The 25,146-nt window shown below is 43.1% G+C and carries 23 protein-coding genes and 1 tRNA gene; 1 reads left to right on the top strand and 23 read right to left on the bottom strand.

Going from position 1 to position 25,146, the window contains the following annotated elements:
* Nucleotides 1-3 precede the first annotated feature (3 nt).
* Nucleotides 4-816, bottom strand: coding sequence for a hypothetical protein (locus KOD92_RS25045; protein WP_215236351.1), 813 nt, complete (start codon nt 814-816; stop codon nt 4-6).
* Nucleotides 797-1,387: an RNA polymerase sigma factor gene (locus KOD92_RS25040; protein ID WP_215236350.1), complete on the bottom strand. Its 591-nt coding sequence runs from the start codon at nt 1,385-1,387 to the stop codon at nt 797-799. Before KOD92_RS25040 ends, KOD92_RS25045 begins: the two co-directional genes overlap by 20 nt.
* A 142-nt stretch (nt 1,388-1,529) precedes the next feature.
* On the opposite strand from KOD92_RS25040, the gene murI reads away from it, so the two are divergent.
* Nucleotides 1,530-2,339, top strand: coding sequence for a glutamate racemase (gene murI / locus KOD92_RS25035; protein WP_215236349.1), 810 nt, complete (start codon nt 1,530-1,532; stop codon nt 2,337-2,339).
* Nucleotide 2,340: 1 nt separating this feature from the next.
* On the opposite strand, the gene KOD92_RS25030 is transcribed toward murI, so the two are convergent.
* The 21 genes from KOD92_RS25030 to smpB all read right to left on the bottom strand — a co-directional run bounded on the left by KOD92_RS25030 (nt 2,341) and on the right by smpB (nt 25,122).
* Nucleotides 2,341-4,863: a glycosyl hydrolase gene (locus KOD92_RS25030; protein WP_215236348.1), complete on the bottom strand. Its 2,523-nt coding sequence runs from the start codon at nt 4,861-4,863 to the stop codon at nt 2,341-2,343.
* Nucleotides 4,864-4,984: 121 nt separating this feature from the next.
* The gene (locus KOD92_RS25025; RefSeq protein WP_215236347.1) at nt 4,985-5,266 is read right to left on the bottom strand and encodes a hypothetical protein; all 282 of its coding nucleotides are present in this window, start codon (nt 5,264-5,266) and stop codon (nt 4,985-4,987) included.
* Nucleotides 5,263-5,802 (bottom strand): DUF420 domain-containing protein, encoded by a 540-nt coding sequence (locus KOD92_RS25020; RefSeq protein ID WP_215236346.1) that lies wholly within the window; start codon nt 5,800-5,802, stop codon nt 5,263-5,265. The genes KOD92_RS25025 and KOD92_RS25020 overlap by 4 nt, the downstream gene beginning before the upstream one ends.
* A gap of 1 nt (nt 5,803) precedes the next feature.
* On the bottom strand, nt 5,804-6,415 hold the full coding sequence (locus KOD92_RS25015) for a hypothetical protein (RefSeq protein ID WP_215236345.1): 612 nt from the start codon (nt 6,413-6,415) through the stop codon (nt 5,804-5,806).
* Between the two features lie 6 nt (nt 6,416-6,421).
* Entirely contained in the window at nt 6,422-6,751 is a 330-nt protein-coding gene (locus tag KOD92_RS25010; protein WP_215236344.1) for a cytochrome C oxidase subunit IV family protein, read from the bottom strand.
* A 27-nt stretch (nt 6,752-6,778) separates the two neighbouring features.
* Nucleotides 6,779-7,549, bottom strand: a complete 771-nt coding sequence (locus KOD92_RS25005; protein WP_215236343.1) for a cytochrome c oxidase subunit 3 — start codon at nt 7,547-7,549, stop codon at nt 6,779-6,781.
* A 14-nt stretch (nt 7,550-7,563) separates the two neighbouring features.
* Nucleotides 7,564-8,151: a cytochrome c oxidase subunit 3 gene (locus tag KOD92_RS25000; RefSeq protein ID WP_215236342.1), complete on the bottom strand. Its 588-nt coding sequence runs from the start codon at nt 8,149-8,151 to the stop codon at nt 7,564-7,566.
* 21 nt (nt 8,152-8,172) lie between these two features.
* A complete protein-coding gene (gene cyoE / locus KOD92_RS24995; protein ID WP_229254846.1) occupies nt 8,173-9,066 on the bottom strand; it encodes a heme o synthase in 894 nt (297 codons plus the stop codon).
* Nucleotides 9,067-9,094: 28 nt separating this feature from the next.
* On the bottom strand, nt 9,095-10,111 hold the full coding sequence (locus tag KOD92_RS24990; protein ID WP_215236341.1) for a COX15/CtaA family protein: 1,017 nt from the start codon (nt 10,109-10,111) through the stop codon (nt 9,095-9,097).
* Nucleotides 10,086-11,969, bottom strand: coding sequence for a cytochrome c oxidase subunit I (locus tag KOD92_RS24985; protein WP_215236340.1), 1,884 nt, complete (start codon nt 11,967-11,969; stop codon nt 10,086-10,088). The genes KOD92_RS24990 and KOD92_RS24985 overlap by 26 nt, the downstream gene beginning before the upstream one ends.
* 27 nt (nt 11,970-11,996) lie before the next feature.
* Nucleotides 11,997-13,097 carry a cytochrome c oxidase subunit II gene (locus KOD92_RS24980; protein WP_215236339.1) on the bottom strand — a complete coding sequence of 367 codons (1,101 nt, stop codon included), beginning with the start codon at nt 13,095-13,097 and terminating at the stop codon, nt 11,997-11,999.
* Nucleotides 13,098-13,119: 22 nt separating this feature from the next.
* Nucleotides 13,120-14,481 (bottom strand): quinol:cytochrome C oxidoreductase, encoded by a 1,362-nt coding sequence (locus KOD92_RS24975; protein WP_215236338.1) that lies wholly within the window; start codon nt 14,479-14,481, stop codon nt 13,120-13,122.
* Between the two features lie 33 nt (nt 14,482-14,514).
* Nucleotides 14,515-15,138 carry a c-type cytochrome gene (locus tag KOD92_RS24970; protein WP_215236337.1) on the bottom strand — a complete coding sequence of 208 codons (624 nt, stop codon included), beginning with the start codon at nt 15,136-15,138 and terminating at the stop codon, nt 14,515-14,517.
* A complete protein-coding gene (locus KOD92_RS24965; RefSeq protein ID WP_215236336.1) occupies nt 15,138-15,668 on the bottom strand; it encodes a DUF3341 domain-containing protein in 531 nt (176 codons plus the stop codon). The genes KOD92_RS24970 and KOD92_RS24965 overlap by 1 nt, the downstream gene beginning before the upstream one ends.
* Nucleotides 15,669-15,702: 34 nt before the next feature.
* Entirely contained in the window at nt 15,703-17,136 is a 1,434-nt protein-coding gene (gene nrfD, locus KOD92_RS24960; RefSeq protein ID WP_215236335.1) for an NrfD/PsrC family molybdoenzyme membrane anchor subunit, read from the bottom strand.
* 48 nt (nt 17,137-17,184) lie between these two features.
* Nucleotides 17,185-20,277, bottom strand: a complete 3,093-nt coding sequence (locus KOD92_RS24955; RefSeq protein ID WP_215236334.1) for a TAT-variant-translocated molybdopterin oxidoreductase — start codon at nt 20,275-20,277, stop codon at nt 17,185-17,187.
* A gap of 50 nt (nt 20,278-20,327) precedes the next feature.
* Nucleotides 20,328-21,620: a c-type cytochrome gene (locus tag KOD92_RS24950; RefSeq protein WP_406566177.1), complete on the bottom strand. Its 1,293-nt coding sequence runs from the start codon at nt 21,618-21,620 to the stop codon at nt 20,328-20,330.
* 275 nt (nt 21,621-21,895) lie between these two features.
* Nucleotides 21,896-21,966, bottom strand: a tRNA-Cys gene (locus tag KOD92_RS24945).
* 86 nt (nt 21,967-22,052) lie between these two features.
* On the bottom strand, nt 22,053-23,864 hold the full coding sequence (rpsA, locus tag KOD92_RS24940) for a 30S ribosomal protein S1 (protein ID WP_215236333.1): 1,812 nt from the start codon (nt 23,862-23,864) through the stop codon (nt 22,053-22,055).
* A gap of 203 nt (nt 23,865-24,067) precedes the next feature.
* The gene (locus KOD92_RS24935; RefSeq protein WP_215236332.1) at nt 24,068-24,577 is read right to left on the bottom strand and encodes an HNH endonuclease; all 510 of its coding nucleotides are present in this window, start codon (nt 24,575-24,577) and stop codon (nt 24,068-24,070) included.
* Nucleotides 24,578-24,663: 86 nt separating this feature from the next.
* A complete protein-coding gene (gene smpB / locus KOD92_RS24930; protein ID WP_215236331.1) occupies nt 24,664-25,122 on the bottom strand; it encodes an SsrA-binding protein SmpB in 459 nt (152 codons plus the stop codon).
* Nucleotides 25,123-25,146 lie beyond the last annotated feature (24 nt).

Here is a 25,146-nt window from a genome sequence, read left to right as displayed (position 1 = left end):
AGATTATAATTTTGTTCTTTCTTTGGAGTCTTGATACTTATCTGACGTTTTATCTTCTTTACTGCGCAGCCGGTCGTCAACCCTCGCTACCAGTGTTCTGGGATTAAAACCAACTTCTTCCCAATCAACCCTTTCACCAGCCCTCGCATTCTTTAACTGACGAAATACTTTCGAAAATTTGGAAGCTTTTGGTCTTTCCTCCGGATCATCCGATTCCGATTCAACAGCAACTACGATTGTCCGTGCGGGCTCAGCTTCTACTTTTGCTATTGCGGCCGTTTTGTTCTCTTCTTTTACCGGCTCCCAATCAGTCACCTTAGGAAGACTGGCAACTGACGAGGATGTATTATTATTCATTGACTTTTCGGCAGGCTGCTTAGTTTCCAGTTTTGCCAATGCAGGCTGCTCCTCATTTATTTCATTCAAACTGCGTTGCTCCGGCACTTGCTTTTCCTCAATTGCCTTTCTTACTACTAAACTCTCTTTCTTGATTTTTTCCTTCGGTACCGCTGCAATTGTATTTTCAGTTTTAACAGTCTTTTCATCAACTGCTTTTGGTAAAATACTGTCCTGCCGCTGCACCTTCGCTACAATCTGTTTATTGGTTACAGTAACATCTGTCTGACTATGTTGCCAAACTAAATAGCCTCCAAACAAGCCAACAACCGTACTTGCTGCCGCATACCACACCCAACCCATTACACGTCGCTTTGGTACTTGCTTTTCCCGTATCCTCAGCCATGCATTGTCAGAAGGCGCTTTTTCCAGGTTATTCAGCTTTCGCTTGAAAAGATCATCAACAGGATGCTTTTTCATATTCTACTTTTTTTTTAAAATCATTCTCCCATTCCAAAACCATTTTCTGCAACAATGCCCGGGCCCGATGCAATTGTGATTTGGATGTACTCTCACTGATTCCCAGCATTTCTGCTATTTCAATATGTGCATAACCTTCAATTGCATACAGATTGAAAACTGTCCGGTATCCCGTTGGTAGACGTTCTATCAAATCCAGCAGCTCCTGCGTATCCAGATTCTGGTCGGCTTGCACGTAGTCAGGTATATTGTTCGCCTCGTCAGACAAATTATCTTCCAGTATTCTTTTCTGCTTCCGAAGATATCCCAGTGACTCGTTGACCATTATCCGGCGGATCCAGCCTTCAAAACTTCCGTCACTATTGAACTGCTCGATCTTGGAGAATACCTTCAAAAATCCTTCCACCATTACATCCTCGGCCGCCATTTCATCACATATATATCGGAAACATAAACCCAGCATGCGAGTGCTGTATTTATCGTACACTTGTCGCTGCGCCTTTGAATCTTCCTTCTTAAGCGCTTTAACGAGTTGTGCTTCCTGGCTAAATAGTGATAAAATTTTACCCATTCTAACTTGTGGTTTCAACAGCAAGATGCTTATTACTTGTGACGAGGTTGCACGCCTCAAGAAGTTTTTTGTAGTTTTTAGTAAAAAATAATCAATAAGCTTCTCTTAGCTTTGATGCATTGATCCAGACACTAAATGTTTTATGCTAGATTCATCAGCACCTATTGGGATTTTTGATAGCGGTATCGGCGGTATGACCGTTGCGAGTGCGGTTACCCGGTTACTACCATTGGAAAACACCATATATTTTGGGGATACCGCCCACCTTCCCTATGGCGACAAATCGACGGCGTCTATTCAGGCATATTCAATCAAGATCTGCAATATGCTTTTACAACAAAACTGCAAGTTGATACTGATTGCCTGCAACTCTGCGTCGGCAGCTGCTTATGAGTTGGTCCGTGAATATGTTGGCAGTAAGGCGAAGGTGCTGAACGTGATAGACCCAGTTGTAGATTATATTAAGGAGCATTATGACGGAAAAACGATCGGTTTAATAGGTACAAAGCAGACTGTTTTATCCAATGTCTACAAAAAGAAAGTTGATGCGATCGGGAAGAATATCCATTTGAAATCACTGGCTACACCTTTGCTGGCACCGATGATAGAGGAAGGTTTTTTTGATAATAATATCAGTGAAAGTATTGTTGCAAGCTACTTATCGGATCCGACACTTGCGGGCATTGAAGCGCTTATTCTGGGTTGCACACATTACCCACTTATCAAGAAGCAGATAGGAACGTTTTACGCAGACCAGATCGAAATCCTCGACACTTCTGAAATAGTCGCACATTCGCTCCGCGCCTGGCTGGAACAGCATTACCTCGTGAATGAAAAGGGAAGTGGCAACCGGCAATTTTATGTATCCGATTATACCCTCTCTTTTGAACAATCCACTTCTATTTTTTTCGGCAGAAAAATCCAGTTAGAGCATTATCCGCTCTGGGAATAGCCTATTCATAAATTAATTTTATCGGGCCTAAAAGTCCGGAAGGCATTGGTTCCCATTTGCTTGCATCAAACTTTTTATATGTAATATCAACAATGTTGATATCTTCAAATCGCTTCCAATCCGGTTTCTGGGTATCTCGTAAACGCATATAATTAGCCGACAAATTTGTTACCTCAATTTCCAGCACATTATTTTTTGGTTTGAAAAGCGCAGCATCCAGTTCAATTCGGAAAGGAATGGACCACGCAGTTCCTACGGCTTTCCCATTCAATTTTACATTCGCTGTTTCGCGAACGTCCCCCAGATCTAAAACCACTGACTTACTCTTATTAAGATCAGCCGGCGCATCAAAGCTGATCTTATAAAGGGCAGTACCTGAAAAATACCTGGCAGAATCAGGCAGAACTGTCCAGGATTCAAGTTGCTGCATTTTAGCCGGGGCGGGTCTTAAAGGTCGGCCATTTAAAAAGGTTATTTCCCAGGGCCCTTTGATCTCATAGCTTCGGGAATAAGTTACGATTTCGCCTGGCTTGCCAGCTTCTTTTGTTGATTCAAGAAAGCAGGATTGCCCTGGCAGCAATTGCAAAAAAACTTCCTGCCTGTCTCCTGAATTACGGAAAGCCATCTCAGATTTCCCACCAAGCGGATCTATTCGTGTAAAATGTTCGCCCCCGCCAAGTTTTACCCAACCTTCCCGGAAAGTATTGGCAAGATTTGTGACGAAATATAACGTGCGCCCGTCTTCCGTCCTTTTACGAATAAATGTCAGTCCCTTTTCGGCTATCTCTTCGGAAAATACCTTATTCTTAGTGAGACTTTCTTTCAAATTCGAAGAAGTGTGAACATTTACGTTTTTCTGCAACGCTAGTAATTCCTTCTCAAATGCTTGTTGATTAGAAGAATGCGCATTATATCCGCTCACTTTCTTTGGCAGATTATCCTCGAATATAATATTTACTCCCGCCGCCGAAAGTCGTTTCAGCTCTTTTAGCGTTTTCATCGGCATATACGTACTGGAAGGAATCAAAATCGTTTTGTATGTAATATTGGCGGGAGTCAGCAGTTTGTTCCCTTTTACATTTAAGTCCTTCAATTGCAAATCTGAAATAAAATCGAATGTGTAGCCCGCATTCCATAAGTTTTGCGACAGTTTTCCAAAAGGCAGATCGAGCAGCCAGCGGTCTACGTGATGTACTTCAAGCAAATGTATATTACCGGAAGATTTCGCCCGGGTCGCCCAGAGATCATGAATAGGAAAATACACAAGTATATCATTGTCAGGCTTACTGCTTTGAAGTCGCTCCTGACAAAACGCTACATATTGATTCAGTAAAGGGAGCTCCTTTGCAAAATGTGATGTGGGCCCGAAATGCGTAGACGCGTAAAACAGCCAGCCCGGATAGGGCGCACCGGGCGGCGAATAATTGGTACCATGATAAAAGACGTGGTTAATGCCGGAAGCGAACAGCTCATCGATCTGCGGCTTGATCTGTGAAAGTGATACCTTGAAGTGGTTCGCAAGCCACGTGCCAGTCTCCGAGCTAACAAGCCTTTTACCATTTAAATGAGCTGCCGAAGAAGCGAACTTCATCGCCAATGGATTGGGTGTTCCAAACTGCTCAATGGAATAGTCGGGATCAACACGCAAACCAGGAATGTCGAACCGGCTCGTACCAAATGATTCTGTTTCGGGGATATCCGCGGCGGCGTAAAGATCGAGCAAATTTCCAGGTGACCCGTGAGCCTGGTAGCGCGTCACAAAGCCTTTTTCCTTACTCCATTTCGTCCAGGGAATCGCATACCTTTCGAGCAAAAGCTCCGCAAGAGTCTGGTGATAGTCTATTCTGATCAGTTCGCTCGACGGGTTTGGAGTCGAGTCTGACAGTGCATTTAGGTTTTCGAGAATATCATATTTCCTTCTTTTCTTAAATTCATTTGCAAAATCAACTGTCCAATTGGCTCCGTAAGCCTCATAAGAATCCATATACATGGATCTTGGCAGTGCTGCAATACCTTTGAATGCAGAGTCGAACCGAGTGAGATAGTGGGACATTGCATTGGCATGAAAAGGATCAAGTACATATCCTTCGCCGCCCGGCGCAGCACGTTTTACTTTTTGTTTTGTGAGATTAATATCCGGCTTTCCCTCTTTAACAACCATTGTCTTCGCAGCAAGCGATTCCGACACATTAGGCCCGCCAAAAGGCCAGCCTGTACCCGTCGTCATATCAACTCCAATCCCAAGGCGCTTACCCTCCGTGACTGTAAATTGCATTACATCAAGCCACTCCGGCGATAGAAACGGGATCGCTTCTTTTTCTAATCCCTTTACACCATAGATCGGAATTATATGTACCCCGCCGATACCGGAAGCTTTAAATGATTGGAGCTGTGTCGAGATATCCTCTTTCTTCACAGTACTTCCCATCCACCACCAGTAGGTCCATGGTTTGGCCGTAGATATGGTCTGGGCTTGAATGAACAGACTTTTGAGAATAATCAGAAGAATAAGAAGTTGCCTCATAGGAGAGTTTTTGATTAAAGGCGCCAAGCTTGTTTTCTACACTACTAACTGACTTTATTTTTTAGATAGGCACAAAAAAAGCGAAACCGGAAGATTTCGCTGAATATTACATTCGAAGTGCTTAACCCTGGTAAGCCTGCTTCACCCTGGAAACAACAAGCTGTCGCTCCTCCCGCGCCCTTTTGCTATTCCTATACCAGAGGTACCCAATTACGCCGACAAGCAGGTAAGGCATTACAAAAAGATACATAATGCCGGTATTTAACCCCACACCTACATTATTGCGTCCATTCCCCATCGAACTTTCCACCGAGCCACGGCACATTGCACACTGCGCCCAGGAATCGAAGCCCAGGGCCATAAACATGATTATGAATCCTGATATGATCAAAAATTTTCTCATGAATAATATGGACTGATCATTAAATAAACAATTACACCGCTCACACTTACATACAACCAAATCGGCATTGCCCACTTTACTGCTTTTTTATGCTGAGGAATCTGATTTGTGTAGCCAAAGTACACGGCCCGCAGTACAAACCAAACGACCACAATTGACAATAGAATATGCGATATCAGTAAAAAGTAATAGATCGGCCTCACAAACCCCTCGCCACCGAACGGAGTAGATTCGTTTGAAATGTGATAGAGAATATAACAAACCAGAAAAACAGCTCCAAGCAAAAACGCTCCAGTCATCGCTTTCCTATGCCCGGCGATATCCATTTTACGAATGAAATAATACCCCGTGATCAGCAAAATAGCGGTAAGTGTATTAATTACGCCGATCACGTGGGGCAGCACTTTGGTCCATGCTCCGAGCTCGACTTTTTGTCTGATGCCCAATATAGCTGCAACTGCGATTGGGATCACCACAGCGAGTATGTTAATAATCCGCTCGTATTTCGGTTTTTTCTCTAAAATCAAAGTCGACATACTATTCTTTTGTTTTGCCTTCGTAAGACAATATCTTGATCTCTGCCATCAGACGCTCCAACTCTTTCGGATCCGTAACCTCGTAATACCCTCTAACAAATCCTTTCGTATCCACCAATGCGCAAATCGACGCATTGTCGGGCACTCCATTCTTAATGCCCAACTCCTGCTCATAGAACAGTTCGAGATGGTTTGCTGGTTCCGCTTTCACTTCCCAACCCTGGCTTTTTAGCTCTCTGGCAAAGGTTGTGGAATCTTCCTGTTCCAATGTTAAAGTGACTAACTGCACATCTTGAATCTCAGCTTTCAGTGCTGCTACTCTTTGTAATTGGGAAAATGCCAGTTTGCAGCTGTCTGAGCAATCCTTGGGCAGATAAGTAATAACGTTCAGCTTTCCTGTGAAAGACAAATCCGTTATTGCCGATTTGCCAGCATCAACCTGGTGAAAGACTGTATCCGCGCCCTGAATCAGCATCTTTCCATCCGAGCCAAGCTCCGGATTAAGGTAAGGGAGATCATAATGATTTCTCGCAAAGATTTGCAGAAATAGAAAAATCAAAGCCGGTATTACTAATGTTGCTATCAGTAATCCGGCTTTGCTGAAATTCTTCATTTGTTCTTAACTAAAAATCGCGTCAAATATCGCATTACCTTCTAAGAGAAGAGCCAAGATCAACCACGCTACAAATATAATAGGGACAAGGATTGACCAGATCAGGGATTTCGTCTCGTGTTTTAAGTGCATGAATTCACCAACGATATAAAATGCCTTTACAATAGTCATAACGATGAAAACTGAAACTTTCAGAACTCCGTGAGGTACCAAAAAGGCGATAACGAATTCAAGTGCAGTTAATATCAATAGGATCCAGAACGTCTTCATGATCGCCTTGCGCTGTTCTGCGCCAGCGTTCGGATCCTGATTGTGAATATGATGTGCGTCTGCCATTTGTTTAAGAATATTACAAGTTAAAAACTAGACCAGATAGAAGAAGGTAAATACAAACACCCAAACCAAATCAACAAAGTGCCAGTAAAGACCCACTTTTTCGACCATCTCATAGCTCCCTCTTTTATCATAAAAACCAGTAGCAGCGCGGAAGAATATTAAGATGTTTAATATAACACCACTAAAAACGTGGGTTCCGTGAAAACCGGTGATGAAGAAGAAGAAATCTGCAAATGCTGGCGGACCATATTGATTTTCTGTCAGATTGGCCCCGAAGATCGTTTTCTCAATCCACTCTCCATTTTCCATTACTTTCATTACGCTACCAGTATCAGTACCATGGATAAAGTGAGCCCATTCCCAAGCCTGGCAGCCTAAAAATGTAAAACCTCCCAAAATTGTCCAAAGCATGTACTTTTCCACATTCGCTCTGTCCATCCGATGACCAGCTTCCACCGCAAGTACCATTGTAACACTACTTGCGATCAGAATAAAGGTCATGATACCTACAAAAACCAGCGGAAGGGAAATTCCATGTAAAAACGGAACTGCTTCATATACTCTCTCCGGAATCGGCCAGTAGAGATTTGAGAAGGTAAAATCTTCCCGGTTTCCGGTGAAGGCAGGAAAACTGAACCGGGCTGTACCGTACGCCACCAAGAGGGCGGAGAAAGTAAAAGTATCGGAGATGAGGAAAAACCACATCATTAGTTTTCCGTAACTCGCTTTCATGGGCTCTATCCCCCCCAACCACATTTTGGGTTCCACAGCACCAGGTGTTGTTACATTTGCAGCCATTGGTAAAAGTATTATTAATTAAAAGTCAATAAAAAAACAAAAAGGTAGATCCAGAGGATATCTAAAAAATGCCAGTAAGTCGCACAAATCTGAATTCTTCTCAAATTCTTTTTGTGCACCTTCAACTTAAATGCCGCTGTCAGTGACACTGCTAAAACAATCAGGCCGGTAATGATATGGAAACCATGTAGGCCAGTAAACACGTAGAAAAACGAACCTGACGGATTTCCCACGAAATAGACATTCATATCAACCAGCTTTTTCCACCCTTCAAACTGCATCCAAAGGAAGATCAGGCCAAGTACAAAAGTAATAGAAATTGCTATTTTCAATTGTTTGAACTGATCTTTTTTTGCCGAAAAATAGGCCCATTGCATTGCTATGCTGCTTAGTAATAATACGCCTGTACTATACCAGAAAATTACTGGCATTTCAAATTCGAGCCAGTTACCTTCTGCTCTGCGGACAAGGTATGCGCTCGTCTGCGAGGCAAAAAGCATAATTATCGTTACCAGGAACAACCACAAAATGAACTTAATAGGATCCATTGCCAAAGTCTCCTGCGGCTCCTTTTCTAACTTATATTGCTGAACGTTTTCCATTTCTCTACAAAAATTTCATTTTCACAATTTATCCAACAAAAATGCGATCTGGACGATCGGTAAATATATAAATGATCCAAACATTAACTGCTTGGCCGTCTTGTCTGTGCAAGTTCGCATCAAATGGAATGTTTGCGCCAGAAAGAGTACTCCAAAGACGGTAGCTATAAATGCAGAATTGATTCCTGTCATTCCCAGCTCGTACGGTAACCAGCCGATTGGCAGTAGGAATAATGTGTAAATCATAATCTGCAAAGTAGTATCAAGATCCTTCAAACCATTTGCAGGAAGCAGCTTGAACCCCGCACGTTTATAATCTTCGTCCAATACCCAAGCAATAGCCCAGAAGTGCGGGAACTGCCAAAAGAACTGAATAGCAAATAAAATACCCGGTTCCAGGCCAAACTGATTAGTTGCGGCAACCCAGCCGATCATTGGAGGAAACGCTCCCGGAAAGGCTCCTACAAACACGGCAATAGGACCAACCCGCTTCAATGGCGTGTAAACGAATCCGTACAATACCAGTGAAAGAAGCGAAATAAGTCCCGTAGTGAGATTGAAAACGAAAACGAAGATAATCAGCGAAGCAACTCCTAAGAATAACGACCACGCTGCTGCTTGCTCAACAGTAATTCTGCCACTCGGCAAAGGTCGACCGGCCGTGCGCTTCATCAGCTTGTCAAAGTCCTTTTCGAGAATTTGGTTGATAATATTGGCAGAACCTGTGATTCCGATCGAAGCAATTATGAACAAAATTAGATCACCTGTCTTTACATCTTTCGATCCCAGGCAATAACCCATTGCACCTGAAAACGCTATTAGCGATGCAAGACGGAACTTCAATAATTCAAATAAAACGCCAAGCCTCTCCCTTAACCTTTCTATTCCGCTCGCGCTTTCTTGTAATGTTGTCATTATTAAAACAAATTTATCTTACTACCTGTCACCGCACTTGTGGCGACGTTTCGTATTTCAAATAAGTATTTCCATTTACTACCAGCCAGCTAACAAATTGCAATCCGATCAATAGTATCGCGAGTGTCAAATGCAACGGCTGCGCCCACGGCGGCACCCCAAAATAGGCCATTACCAGGCCGGTCACTAGTTCTGCTCCTAAAATTATTGAGCAGGAAATCGCAAGGTTAGCAGTAAAAGATCCTCGCTTTTCGAATTTCAAAATCCTAAATACCCACAACGCATTTATCGCCATTACCAATATCGAAAACGACCTGTGCACATAGAATCGCATTCCGATTTGATCTATCCATTCTGCACGCGAATTGTAGCCCAAGCGTACTATAATTTCATCTATTGCTTCCCGTACCTGAGTTCCAAGCAAAATCTGAAGCAATGAGATCCCCATCACAGCGATGCCCAAAGTATTTAGAGCTTTTTTTCCGCCTTCGCTTACCTGAAACCTTTTATCTACATATCCCGACCAGGTAAACAAATAAAGCAAGACAAAGACAATGATGATCGCAAAAAGCATGTGTAGTGTCACCACCACCGGCTTCAACTCAAAAGAAACCACTTTTGCACCCAGCCAGCCTTGAAATCCCACTAGTATGAATGCGCCGAGACTAAAATAAAAAATCTGCTTATTTCCCGTTTTCAAAAAGGGTAGGGAAGCAAGCAGAGTCAGAAAAATCATTATCCCGGTAAATGCTCCCAGTAGCCTGTTTACGTATTCTATCCAGGTTTTAGTTGCATTGAACTCTACCTCCCCTTTCAACTTCGCTCCGTAGATCTCCTTATAATTAGCTGGTAACTGGGATGCCTCCGTTGGCGGGATCCATTTTCCGAAGCACTTTGGCCAGTCTGGACAGCCCATACCAGCTCCTGTACTCCTCACTACACCACCTGCTACAATCAGAAAATAGAGTGTAATGACAGTATTTAAAGCCAACCGACGGAAACGCCGGTTGGCTTTGGAATTAATGTGAAGCTTTGAACTGATCATTAAAGTTCTGCGACTCAATTGCTTTTTCCTGAGCTATCAACTCATTTTCATGAGGGAAGTTGGATTCAAGCGTTTGAGAATATGGAATGTTTTGAGGAATAAAATCTTCCTTGGCACCTGGCTTGCTGTAATCATAAGACCAACGATAAACTGCTGGTATCTCACCTTCCCAGTTTCCGTGACCAGGAACAACCGGTGCAGTCCATTCCAGGGTATTTGAACGCCATGGATTCTGAGGTGATCGCTTGCCTTTGAAAATACTATAAAAGAAGTTCCAAAGGAAAATGAACTGCGCAAGGAATGACAATATCGCTGCAATAGATATAAACATGTTCATATCCATGTACTTATGCGTAAAGTCATAGCTCGTAAATTGGTAATACCTACGAGGGAAACCTGCGATACCTACATAGTGCATTGGAATAAATACCATGTAAATCCCAATGAATGTCAACCAGAAGTGAATCTGACCCAGGGTCGTGTTCATCATTCTTCCAAACATTTTAGGGAACCAGTGGTAAACTCCCGCGAAAAGACCAAATGCAGATGCAGCTCCCATTACAAGGTGAAAGTGAGCCACAACGAAGTAAGTATCATGCAGCTGAATGTCCAGCGCGCTGTTTCCTAGGATTATACCAGTCAAACCTCCCGATACAAATAGGGAAACCAGACCGATAGAGAATAGCATACCAGGCGTAAATACGATATTACCCTTCCACAATGTAGTGATGTAATTAAAACCTTTTACCGCAGATGGTACTGCAATAATCAGCGTCAGGAACATAAATACCGAGCCGAGGAACGGATTCATACCTGTTACGAACATGTGGTGAGCCCATACAATAAAGGCAAGGAATGCGATACCCAACATTGAAGCGATCATAGCTCTGTAACCAAAGATCGGCTTCCGTGCATTTGTTGCAATTACCTCAGATGTGATTCCCAAACCCGGAAGTAGTACGATATAAACCTCAGGGTGGCCCAGGAACCAGAACAAGTGTTGGAATAAGATTGGGCTACCACCAACATTTGGAAGCGCTTCCCCATTGATATAAATGTCAGACAGGTAAAAGCTTGTTCCGAAGTGACGGTCAAATATCAGGAGCAATACCGAAGACAGAAGAACCGGGAAAGAAATCAGACCAAGAACCGCGGTAATCAGGAAAGACCAGATTGTAAGCGGTAGTTTGTCAAATGACATCCCTCTCGTACGAAGGTTGATAACTGTTGTGATGTAGTTAATACCTCCTAAAAGCTGAGACACAATAAAGAACGCCATACTCGCTAGCCAAAGCGTCATACCCATTCCTGATCCAGGGTGAGCCTGAGGTAATGCACTCAATGGCGGATAAATTACCCAACCACCAGCAGCTGGCCCGGATTGCAGGAACAAAGAAGCAAACATGATAACGCTGGCCAGAAAGAAGAACCAATAGGACAACATATTCATGAAGCCCGATGCCATGTCTCTTGCCCCGATTTGCAACGGAATTAAGAAGTTACTGAAAGTTCCACTCAACCCGGCAGTCAGAACGAAGAATACCATAATGGTACCATGCATCGTAACCAAGGCCAGATAAAAGTTTGGGTCCAATTTCCCTGCATCACTGATCCAACCACCTAATACAGGTTTGAGCCATGACAAATTAGAGTCAGGCAAACCAAGCTGAATACGGAAGATAACAGACATCGTGATACCGATTACCGCCCATAAAATACCAGTAATCAGATACTGCTTTGCAATAACCTTATGATCCTCGCAAAATATATATTTCTGCCAAAAGTTTTGTGCTTCGTGGTGGTGTTCATGCTCATCTGCGTGATGCTGAGCTGTTTCCAATCCTTCAATAGCTGACATATACTTTCAATATTTTTAAATTAGTAATTAGCGTAAACTAGTGCTTGTTCCAACTCCACCTCCCGAAGTGCTATCAGCAGGTGCAGCAGCCTCTGCCGGCACATACTTCATAGCTTTTGCTTTCAGGTTCTCAGGAACTTTGGCAAGATATTCAGGATATGTTTGCAGGAACGTAGACTGTTCTGCACACCATTTTTTGTAAGACGCTTCGTCTTCTACCACCAGGCGCATTTTCATTGAAAAATGCCCTTGTCCACAAACCTCCGTACATGCGATCTCATAGTCAAATTTCGGATTGCCGGTCTCAGCACGCATATCCGCAGTCGTCTTGTCAGCGACGAACCAAAATTTAGTAGGCATCCCGGGCACCGCATCCATTTTCACACGCATATGAGGAATAAACACACTGTGTAAAACGTCACGTGCACGAATTTTCAACAAAACAGGCCGGTTCACCGGAATATGCATTTCACTTGGGTTGGTGAAATCGTCAAATGAATTTTCATCGGAAAGATCTATTCCAACTTCGTTTTGAGCGTCGATCAGTTTAAAGTTATAGTTACCTAGCTTGTTATCACTCACCCCTGAGTAACGCGCGATCCAGTTGAACTGTTTTCCTGTGATCTCAATCACTTCCGCATCTCTCGGTGCATCCGAAGTAATATCAGACCAAGCTTTCCATCCCGTGAATACCAATAATGCCATCACGACAGCTGGTACGATAGTCCATATTAACTCTAAGCGATGATTTTCAGGATAGAATGTAGCCCGATGATTCTTCTTATGCTGATATTTCCACGCAAAAAAGAAAATCAGAAAGTTTACCAGGATAAACGGGATAGTAAGAATTCCCATTGAAAACCAGAACAAATCATCCGTTCTTCTTCCATGAATAGACGATGCTTCCGGTAGGAAAAACTCACGAGCATGTAGATATGACCAGGTAATAGAAATTGCTCCAAAAACAAGGATCACAATAAACATCGCCCCATTCACCTTATTTCCCGGAGTCCTAACTTCGTTTGAATCTGTCTTATTAATACCCTTGACAACGTTTTGTAGTTTGGCGATGACGACACCCACAAGAACCACAAATACAAGAGCAACTAACGCGATAATGATATACATGATAATAGACTGGTTTTTGCAATTAGGCGATATCGTGATGCAATGATTCCTCCAACATAGGGTGATTCCTTGGGATCAAATTCGCCTTTTCTAATTGAGATGCTATTGAATACGCAAATGCACAAAGGAATATCAGGAAGAATCCCCATTCCAACGCTCCGAGCTCCGCTCCTGCACCTACCGTGCCAGGCATAATATTCGTGTAAAAATCCATATAGTGTCCGATGATAACACTCCAGCATGCCACCTTCAAAATTGAATGTGTATACTTAGCATCGCGTGTCATCAACACAAGGAATGGAAAAAAGAAATTAAGGAATAGTGTGATAAAAAAAGGTGCTTTATAAAAACCTCCGTGACCTCTGAAACGCTCAATGAAATAAATCGTTTCTTCTGGAAGGTTAGCATAGTAGATCAAAAGGAATTGAGCGAACCATACATAAGTCCAGAAAATACTGAATGCGAAGATGAATTTACCCAAATCACGCAAGTGACTTGAATTAACTGCTCTCAAATAACCTCTCTCTCTCAGCATTACTACCGTCAACGTAATCACAGCCAAACCTGCAACATGCCAGCTTGCTAATGTATACCAGCCGAACATAGTACTGAACCAGTGTGTATCGATAGACATTACGAAGTCCCAAGCCGAGGTTGATGACGTAACACCAAATACAACTAAGAACGCTGTTCCGAAACGGATGGACTTTTCGTAAAACTCAGTACCTCCAATTTCGTCCTCTTTCAAGGATAGGTTACGTATCACTCTCCAAAGCCAGTACCAAACAGCAAAGTAGATCACCAATCTGATTATGAAGAAAGGCGTATTCAAAAATCCTCTTTTGCCGGCAATGATCTTATCGTACTCAGGGCCGCCTACTTCGTACAGACCTTCATGCGTCCAGTGAAATAGATCATGTCCACCGAAGATGAATGTAAGCAACATCACAACGCCCATGTAAGGCAAAAACGCTGGTAAAGCTTCCGGGATTCTTTTGAAAACAGTTGACCACCCAGCTTGTGCCAGATAGTTATATGAGATAAAGAACATTCCTACTACCGACATTCCGGTGAAGTATACGCCATTAACCCAGAGATTTGCCCAGATCCTGGCTACCCAGCTCTTGGCATGATGCCCACCTTCTGCGGCCGCCGCAGCTCCGTGACCGGCAGCTCCGTGTTCCGCACCAGCATGCCCAACTGCCGCAGCAGCCTGTTCTGCTCCGTGCGCAACTGCTTCATGTCCTCCGCCAGTTGCTGCAAGGTAAGCACCCAAAGCTACCAGGGCCAACCCTACACCACCGCCTATAAGTAAATTCCTCTTAGCTTCTGATGTAAATTCAAACCGCTCTTCAATAGAAGGAATCGAATGTGCTGATGCCATTATGTATTTATTTCTCCGTTATTAAAAATATAATTACGCCCCTTTCTGCAACTTCTGTACGTAATGTACAATCTTCCAACGCTCGGCTGGATCAATTTGAGAGCCGTGAGGCCACATCCGAGCTTTTCCATATGTAATCACGTGGAAGATATGCCCTTCATTCATATTCTTGTACGCATCGCTTGCATAATTAGGAACCCCTTTATACATAGCACCAACCTTTCCATCCCCGGCGCCAGTAGCACCGTGACAATGCTGGCAATAACGTTCATATAAGATCTTACCTTCCGCCATTGACGCATCGGTCAAAGGAATAGGGTTTTTCAATACTTTTTCAGCAATTCCAATGCTATCAGCGGCAATATTGTAAACCATCAAATCGACAGTTGCCGAGTCCGCCTGACCAAATGAAGTCTGATAATTCCTCCTTGCAACAGTCCCAGCAACCGGCAGACGCATTGTTAATCCCATTGGGTTAATAGGATTTGCCTTTTCCTGCTTGTAAGGTTCATAGCCCACGGGTAGGTACATGTTAGGTGCATATTCCTTCCCAGGATCATTCAGATCTTTCTTACAACTGGATGCAGCAGTCAGAACAACCGCAGCTACCAAAATACCTTTATATATACTCTTGAATTTCATCGTCTCAAACTTCATTAAAATTGCTTGATGTTGACTTCCTCAGCTCCACTGTCCTTTAATGCTCTGGAAATGTCTTCAACTGTCATAGAATTTCTTCCCAAATCTATCGCCATTACGAACTTATTATCCGTTGAGCGTACATCAAACCTAGGGTGAGCATGTGTGCCGGGCCCCAATCCATTCGAGATAAAGAATGTAATTACCATTCCGAAAGCTGTAAAAAGTACAGTAAGCTCAAATGTAATAGGAATATAAGCTGGAATTGAAATCGGATCTTTTCCACCAATAATCATCGGCCAGTCTATCCCCATGGTCCAGATCATCAATGTTAAAGCTACGCAGCATCCTGTTACACCGAACATAAATGCAGCTATACCAATTCTGGTTCTTGGGTGCCCCAATGCTTCATCCATACCATGGATTGGAAACGGAGAATAAACCTCCTTGATCTTCACGCCAGCTTTTCTAAGTCTGGGAACTGCATGAAGCACAGTATCGTCATCGTCATAAACTCCGACCAAATATTTACCAGATAATTCTGCCATACTATTACTAATTATTAAATATCAGAAAGTCTCCCTATTCTTTGTCTTTGTCAAATGCCGGTTCAGCTGTTCCACGTTGCCTTACTTTCGCAACACCAGCTATTTTTGCCGGAAGCTGAGCTGATGTTGAACGTAATACGGCCTTCACTTCTGCCATATTCACTACCGGCAGATACTTCGAGAATAGAAGGAAGAGCGTAAAGAACAAACCGAATGAGAATATGTAATCACCAATATCATAGCGTGTTGGTGAGAACATCGCCCAGCTGGATGGTATATAGTCACGGTGAAGTGACGTAACGATAATTACAAATCGTTCAAACCACATTCCGATATTTACTACAATAGATATGAAGAAAGTAAATGTAATGCTGCGACGCAGTTTTCTTGACCAGAAAAGCTGAGGAGAAATTACGTTACATGTCATCATCGCCCAATATGCCCACCAATATGGCCCGGTCATACGGTTGAAAAATGCGTAATATTCATATTCAACCCCACCATACCAGGCGATAAAAAACTCAGTAATGTAAGCCACACCTACTACAGAACCGGTCAATGTAATAACCTTGTTCATTGTCTCGATGTGCTCCAATGTTATATAATCTTCGAGCTTGTAAACGACCCTGGTAATAAGCATCAAGTTTTGAACCATTGCGAAACCTGAGAAAATCGCTCCTGCCACAAAGTATGGAGGGAAGATTGTTGTATGCCATCCCGGAATTACGGAAGTAGCAAAGTCCATACTAACGATTGTGTGAACCGAAAGTACCAGTGGCGTTGAAAGACCTGCAAGGATTAAGCTGATGTATTCATAACGTGCCCAGGTTTTTGCTGAACCATCCCAGCCCATTGCGAAAGTACCATACATGAAACGAGAGACTTTACTAGTAGCGCGATCACGGATTGTAGCAAGGTCAGGAATCAGACCGATGTACCAGAAAACCAGCGAAACCGAGAAATAAGTACTGATCGCAAAAACGTCCCAAACAAGTGGTGAGTTAAAGTTCACCCAAAGTGATCCGAAAGCATTTGGAAGCGGCAATGCCCAGTATGCCATCCAGGGACGGCCCATGTGCATTAAAATAAATGAAGCTGCACAAATAACGGCGAAAATGGTCATCGCCTCAGCTGCGCGGTTGATAGATGTTCTCCATTTCTGGCGAAACAGCAAAAGAATCGCAGAAATCAGCGTTCCCGCGTGACCAATACCAACCCACCAAACGAAGTTGGTAATATCCCAAGCCCAGCCGACAGTTTTATTCAGACCCCATACACCCAAACCTTCCCACCAGGTCCAAGCCAGGCAGACAGTACCATATGCCAAGACCAAAAGAGAGATACCAAAGGCAATTTTCCACTCTTTAGTTGGAGCACCTTCCACATGCCGACATATATCTTCCGTTACGTCTGCGTACGTTTTCCCACCTTGAATCAGCGGTTCTCTTACAGGTGAAGTAACATGCATACTACTATCTATTTATAATGATTTAAACTTCAATTATACCCTTTAATATTAAGCGTGCTCTTTTGCTTCCGCAGGCTTAGCAGTAACATCCTTATTACGAACCTTGGTCAGATAAGAAAGCTGTGGACGAACGTTAATTTCTTCCAGCATGTGGAAAGCTCTTCCTTCACGTTCTTCTTCAAGAATTTTAGAAATTCGGCTTTCCGGATCGTTCATGTCTCCAAAAGTGATAGCGCCGGTTGAACATGCAGAGGCACAAGCCACATTCACTTCTCCATCTACAATTCTTCTTCTTTCTTTCTTAGCTGTCAGTTTCGCTTCCTGTATTCTGTGAACACACATTGAGCATTTCTCAATTACCCCTCTTGAACGAACTGTTACGTCTGGGTTAATGACCATTTTACCAAGGTCATTATTGAAATTGTAATCAAAGTTGTCGTTATCAAAATATTTGAACCAGTTGAAGCGACGTACTTTATATGGGCAGTTATTTGCGCAGTATCTCGTTCCAACACAGCGGTTGTAGGTCATTTGGTTAAGACCTTCTGAACTGTGCGTAGTTGCCAATACCGGACATACTGTTTCACAAGGTGCATTGTTGCAATGCTGACATAGCATCGGCTGGAAAGTCACTTCCGGATTTTCAGACGCTATTTCTAAACCTCTTAAATCTTCAACATCCGCATCGCTGCTATAATATCTATCGATACGTATCCAGTGCATTTCACGGCTATTGATAACTTCCTGACGGCCAACAACCGGAACATTATTCTCAGCCTGGCAGCTCACCACACAGGCGCCACAACCGAAACACGTATTCAGGTCAATGACCATACCCCATGAGTGGTTCTTATATTTATGACCATTCCAAAGGGTCAGATCCGTCGCATCAACAGTACCTTCTGATGTTGGAATTTTTGGGATAAACCGACCAGCTTGTGGGTCTTTTTGGAAATGAGATAACACTGTCTCCTGCAAAACCGATTTCCGGTTCATCACAGTATTGTGCGTCTGAGTCTGAGCTATCTCGCGCGTATCTCCTGTCTTAGAGATAACAACTTCACCAGGTAAGAATGAGAGATACCCGCCGATAGATGTTGCGAAAGGATATACATTCTTTCCAACACCATTTGCTGATTTACCTGCCTTCTCCCGGCCAAATCCGATAGCTATTGAAACTGTACCATTAGCCTGCCCTGGCTGTATAATAACAGGCACTTCAACAGATTTTCCTTTACTTTCTACCTTAACAACATCACCCTGAGCAAGTCCTAAGTCAGTTGCTGTTTTCTGAGAAACACAAGCGTGATTATCCCAGCAAGCCTTCGTAACCGGCTCGGGCAACTCTTGTAGCCAAGGATTATTAGCCGTAGCACCATTACCAATGCCTACGTTTTCGAACAGAACCAACTCGATTCCTGTAGAAGCTGCTTTGTAAGTTTTCGCAATGCTGGCACTTGCGGCATTTATATCTCCGGCAAATGTGGCACCAGACGCAATAGCTGTTGAATTTGAATCAAATACTCCGTCGTGAAGTGATTTTACCCAAAATGCTTCGAAATCACCTCCTGCGCCCAGAGAAAATATGTTCTTTCTCCAATATGCCTTTACATATTCGTGATAATCAGAAGGCTGACCCGCCCATTTCAGTAAACTTTCCTGAGCCTGACGCGTACTAAAGATATGACTGATGGTAGGTTGTACCAGGCTGAAAGAGCCGGCAAGAGGTTCTGCATCATTCCAAGATTCCAAGTAGTGAGGAGCCGGACAGATGTATTTCATCAATGAAGATGTTTCATCTGCGCGATCATTGAATGACACACTGAACTGAACTTTCGGCAATGCCGCTGCCAATTCAGAACCCCGAGGATGATCGTATACCGGATTAGCTCCCAGTAAAATAACCCCGGCAATTTTACCGCCTTTTACATCATCAATGAATTGGTTCATTGCAATGTCACTCCCCTGGCGATAGTTAGCAGGCTTATCAAGATTAATTGTAGTACCGTAACTTCCTAGCAAACTATTTAAAGCATTCACCACAACCTGAACAGCCGGATCATTAACTCCACTAACAACAAGTGCCTGTCCTTTCGCTGCAATCAAATCGTTCGCTGCTTTATCGAGGTTTGGAATCTCTATTGAAGGAGCAGATATTGAAGCGCCTCCCAGCTTGGCAGCAACTTTCTTGTATAATGAACCGACAACTAAACCAACTTGTGAAGGCTTAATAGCTGAACGATAGTCAGCATTTGATCCGGTTACAGATAGTCCTGCCTCAAACTGGTAATGGCGTGACATTTCCTTCTTACCGTCCTTGCCACTGCCTAATGCTCTCGTTTCACCATATTGCTTAGAATAGGTATCAGGCGTGATCCAGGTTCCAAGGAAATCCGCCTCTATGCCAACAATTACTTTCGCTTTGCCAAAATCATAGGAAGGCAATACCGCTTTGCCAAATGAAATTTCGTTTCCTTTCAGAATAGCGGAAGAGGAATTTGCATCATATACAACATGAGTAGTTGTAGGATATTTGCTAGTAAAATCTGCGATAACAGATTTAGTAGACGGACTTAAGATTGTCTGTGAAAGAATGCGGATTGCTCCTCCGTTACCCGCAATTTGCGTTAACTGTTGGGTAATCTCCTTGTCAACTGTCTCCCAGCTAACTTTTGTATCTTCTCCCTTTTTAGGGCCTCTTAATTTTTCATTGTCATATAGTCCAAGCAGAGAAGCCTGAGCGCGGGCACTAGTTCCCGCAGAAATTTTTGATAGTGAATTCGGTTCAATTTTAACCGGCCTTCCCTCACGCGTTTTTACCAAAATACTGGCATAATCCCCGTTTTCAGCGTAAGTAGTCGCATACCAGTTAGCGATGGTAGGGAATTCACCTTCCGGCTTATTGATATATGGGATAGCTTTTTTAACAGGAGCCTCGCAAGCCGCAAGAGAAACTGCCGCCATTCCGAAACCAAGAACTTTAAGGAAATCACGGCGATGGGTGCCAACTCCGTCAATCAGACTTTCGTATTGGCTCTCAGTAGGTTCAGCAGCAAATTCAGAAGCCGCATCCTTTACAAATTTCTCGTCATTCCGTAGCTCCTCTAGTCCCCGCCAATATCTCTTATTAGTATTTTCCATAAAACTATTCAATACAAATGCGTTGTATTCTGGTATTAATTTCTATTGGATTAATAGTGGCATTTAGAACATTCCAAACCACCTATATCAGCTACTTTCAATGCTTCTTTGCTTTCCGAAGCGTGTAACTGCACCAGCTTATCATAATATTGATTGTCTTTTGTATTGACTTCCGTTTTGCGGTGGCAATCGATACACCAACCCATTGTTAATGACGAACGCTGTTGAATAACTTCCATTTTCTCAACCTCTCCGTGGCAACTCTGACATTCAAGGCCGCCCACATTAACGTGTTGAGCATGGTTGAAATAGGCCAGATCCGGAAGGTTGTGCACCCTAACCCATTCGATTGGCTGGTTATTTTCAATTGAGGTATAAATCTTTTGAATTTCAGGAGATTCTTTTTTGATAACCCCGTGGCAGTTCATACAGATATTAGCAGAAGGAATATGTGCAGACTTACCCCGGTTAACGCCTGTGTGGCAGTAGTTACAATCAATCTTATATTCACCTGCGTGTAGCTTGTGAGAGAAAGAAATTGGTTGCTTAGGCGCGTAACCTTGCTGAACACCTACACTATACGCCCCATCCAAAGTCGCTTTCAGAACAAGCAGGACGAATATCCACAACGTAGCAGATCTGATAGCCGGATCCATTGAGATGCGTTTCAATGAATTGCTCAGGTTTGTCATGAAATCCTTTTTGCCTGCCACTTCGCTCTCATCACCGTTAACTGCTTTCGACAATAGAGAAACAATTACGAGCAGAACACCAAGTACCAGTATCATAACCAATACCAATGCAACGAGAACGATTACGAATAAGTCAGATGGACCTCCACCCTGCGCATCACCACCTGCTGCGACTGCCCCGCCACCTGCTGCGGCTGCTGGTGCTGCTGCGGTAGCAGCTTGATCAACATATGCAAAAATCCCTTTGATATCATCGTCGGACAAGTTTGGAAAACTTGTCATTTGGGCTTTTGAATATTCGTTGTAGATTTTAACCGCGTAAGGATCACCGGAAGCAATAACTGCCTGTGAGTTGCGTACCCACTTAGCTAGCCATGCAAAATCATGGCGGCTGCTTACACCTTTTAAACCAGGCCCAACCACTCTTTCATCTGTAACAGCGTGGCACTGCGCACAGTTATTTTTAAACAGTGTTTCACCTTTTGCAGCGTCCCCGCCACCGGCAGGTGCTGCGGCAGCTGTCGCTGTACTATCTTGAGCAAATGCCAGATTTTGTACGTTCAGGAGCAGTGCTACCGCAATTGTGAAAAGGATTCTTGAGTAACTTAAGTAAGAACGAAACTCAGCGTTCATACGGAATGATATATTCATAATCAACTATTCATTATTCTTCAACAGACAAAACTAGCTTACGATTTTTTATCCACAAAAGTATTTCAGTGATATTTTGAACCCGTATCTTATTTATAATTTGTCTAATTTATTGGGTATTTTTAGTAGCACCTACTTTCCAGATTTGATTTGATTTTCAAGTATTTAGCAAAAAAAATACCATTTGTCAGTGCTAAAAAGCGACCGATGCAAATGGCATTTTTCAGATAAATTTTTGTGCCAGACTTGCGGGCAAAATTACCTGTAATCAAGGGAGGTTCCGAGCGGATTCGAACCGCTGTACGAGGTTTTGCAGACCTCTGCCTAGCCACTCGGCCACGGAACCAAATTTAGATTAGCTGCTTGCCATATGACCCGCAGCTAATCCGGGTGCAAAAGTATCAAATTTTCCGGCTATTCACCATTAACTTGTTACTTTTTGCCTTTTTTCTCACTTTCTTCCATTTGCTCTTTCAAAGCTGAAAGAACACTAAGGTCGCCGAAAGTAGATTTTTCTGCATCTTTTGCCGGAGCATCAGAGGTCGTCGCCTTTGCAGGAGCCGATTTTGCAGGTCTTTCCTCTTTCTTTTCCTCAGCAGGAACGTGCTTCACTTTTGAATGTGTCAATACGATTTTCTTCTCGTCTTTCAGGAATTCAAGAACTGTGAAGTCAAGGCTTTCACCTACTTCTGCCAGAGTACCATCTTCTTTTGCAAGATTTTTGATAGCTGCAATTCCTTCAATACCATAAGGAAGTTCCAAAGTCGCAAACTTGTCGCCTTTCGCAACGATTGTAGACTTATGAACTGAACCTACTTCGAAGATGCTTTCGAAAGTATCCCAAGGATTTTCTTCCAATTGCTTGTGACCAAGAGCAAGACGACGGTTATCTGCGTCCAATTCAAGAACAACTACTTCCAATTCGTCACTTACTTTAACAAAATCAGATGGATGCTTGATTTTCTTAGTCCATGAAAGGTCAGAAACGTGAACCAGACCATCGATACCTTCTTCAAGTTCGATGAACAAACCGAAGTTTGTAAGGTTACGCACAACACCTTTGTGACGGGTTCCAACAGCATATTTCTCTTTAAGAGAAGCCTGAGTCCAAGGATCCTCAGTCAGTTGTTTGATGCCAAGAGACATTTTACGCTCGTTACGATCCAGTGTCAAAACTACTGCACTGATTTCGTCATTCACATTCATGAACTCCTGTGGATTACGCAGGTGCTGAGACCATGACATTTCCGAAACGTGGATCAAACCTTCAACACCTGGTTTGATTTCAAGGAATGCACCGTAATCAGCAACATTAACAATACGACCTGTAACTTTCGATCCAACCTGAATTTCTTCAGCCAAAGAATCCCAAGGATGAGATTGCAGTTGTTTCAGACCAAGTGAGATACGTTTTTTCTCTTCATCAAAGTCAAGAACAACCACGTTCAATTTCTGATCAAGCGCGAGCAGGTCAGATGGGTGGTTGATACGACCCCATGATATATCAGTAATGTGCAACAGACCGTCAACACCACCCAAGTCGATGAATACACCGAAGTTGGTCATGTTTTTGATCACACCTTCAAGTACCTGACCTTTTTCAAGGTTGTTCAGGATCTGCTGGCGTTGCGCTTCAAGATCTTTTTCGATCAGTACTTTGTGAGATACTACTACGTTATCATTTGCGTAGTTGATCTTAACGACTTTAACCTCCATACGTTTTCCAACAAAAATGTCGAAATCGCGGATTGGTTTAACATCGATCTGAGAACCTGGCAAGAATGCTTCAATACCGAAGATATCAACGATAAGACCACCCTTAGTTCTTCTTTTAACGTTTGCATCGATAACCACATCCTCGTCAAATGATTTCTGGATGTTGTCCCAAGCAGTAATAACTTTTGCTTTCTTGCGTGAAAGAACCAGCTGACCTTGTGCGTCTTCCTGGTTTTCTACGTAAACTTCCACCTCGTCGCCGATCTTCATTCCCGGCAAGTCGCGGAATTCATTGGATGAAACGATACCATCAGATTTGAACCCGATATTCAGGATCACCTCACGGTCGGTAATACCAACTACAATACCTTTAACCACTTCTTTTTCCTGAACCGGAGAAATAGTAGTTTCATACATTTGTTCCAGACGACCACGGTCAGCACTAGAGTAACCTGTACCGAAGCCTTTGTCTGCTGCTTTGTCCCAATCGAAATCAGGAAGGGGTTGATTTTGTTGTTCCTTAGACATAAATAGGAATTATAGCTCTTGGATACATCAGCGAGCGAGCTACCTGGCTGAAATAAGTTAAACAAGGTATTTGAAAAATGAGAGCGCAAAAGTACGCGTTTCTGCTATAAATTCCGAAGGAGTCCGAAATTTTATTTGGAGAGAAAATAAAAGAAAATGAGGGTTGAAAGGAAGTGACGGCTGGTGGCAGATAAACTCGCCACTTAATACGATCTTTCCTTTACACCAAGATAAGGTAGCCACTCATCGGCAGCCAGACCAGAGAAATCACGGATGAACATCAGGAAAGAAGGACGGAAGGGACGCTGCCGGAGCGGCATGTCCATTTCTTCGGGGGTATGATCGCCTTTTCTCGAATTACAACGTTTGCAGGCAGTCGCCAGATTGTCCCAGGTAGTTTTCCCACCCCGTGATTTAGGTATTACATGATCCAGTGTCAAATTATCGTGCGTTCCGCAATATTGGCACCGATTTCCATCCCTCTTAAAAAGGTTTTGCCGGGTCATGACCACACCTCTATACGGAATATGTATGTAGCGGTGAAGGCGGATGACAACCGGCATGGGATACTGGTCGTTTACTGTTCGCAAATACTGCCTTCGGGATTCGGCCAGCATTTCAGCCTTGTTCATGTAAACTAACAAGAACGCCTTTGGAACTGTGCAAACACTTAATGCGCTATAATCTTGATTAAGAACCAGTACTTTACCCATGACTCCTCGAGGTAATTATTTGCGACAATATAATAAATTTCCGCTAAAAAAATCCTCACATTCGCCTCAAATTACTGACTTCCAACTCAGTAATTAGCGCGATCTGTTTCCCGCTTAATATCTTTTTCTTTTATGCTATCGCGCTTGTCAAACAGTTTTTTCCCTTTTGCCAATGCGATATGCAGCTTTGCCAGTCCGCGATCGCTGGTGAATAGCCTGATCGGGATGATTGTTAAACCCTGGTCTTTCAAGCCTTCGGTCAACTTCCTGCGCTCCCTTTTAGTGATCAGTAATTTGCGATCACGCATTGGATCGTGGTTATAGTGGGTACCTTCTGTATAAGGTGAAATGTGCAAACTTCTGATATATAATTCGTTATCCATGAAAAGGCAATATGCGTCCTGAAAATTCACCTTCCCCTGTCTGATCGATTTAATCTCAGTGCCAGTCAATGCCATCCCCGCAGTCATCTCTTCCAGGAAAAAATATTCGAACGATGCCTTACGATTCTTTATATCTACTTTTTTAACTATTTTTTCAGACATATTCTTAGCTGGATGATAAAAGGG

It is taken from the genome of Dyadobacter linearis (assembly GCF_907165045.1).
GTDB classification, from domain to species: Bacteria; Bacteroidota; Bacteroidia; order Cytophagales; family Spirosomataceae; genus Dyadobacter; species Dyadobacter linearis.
Note: the sequence above shows the minus strand (reverse complement) of the source record. Positions and strands in the feature narration are given on the sequence as shown.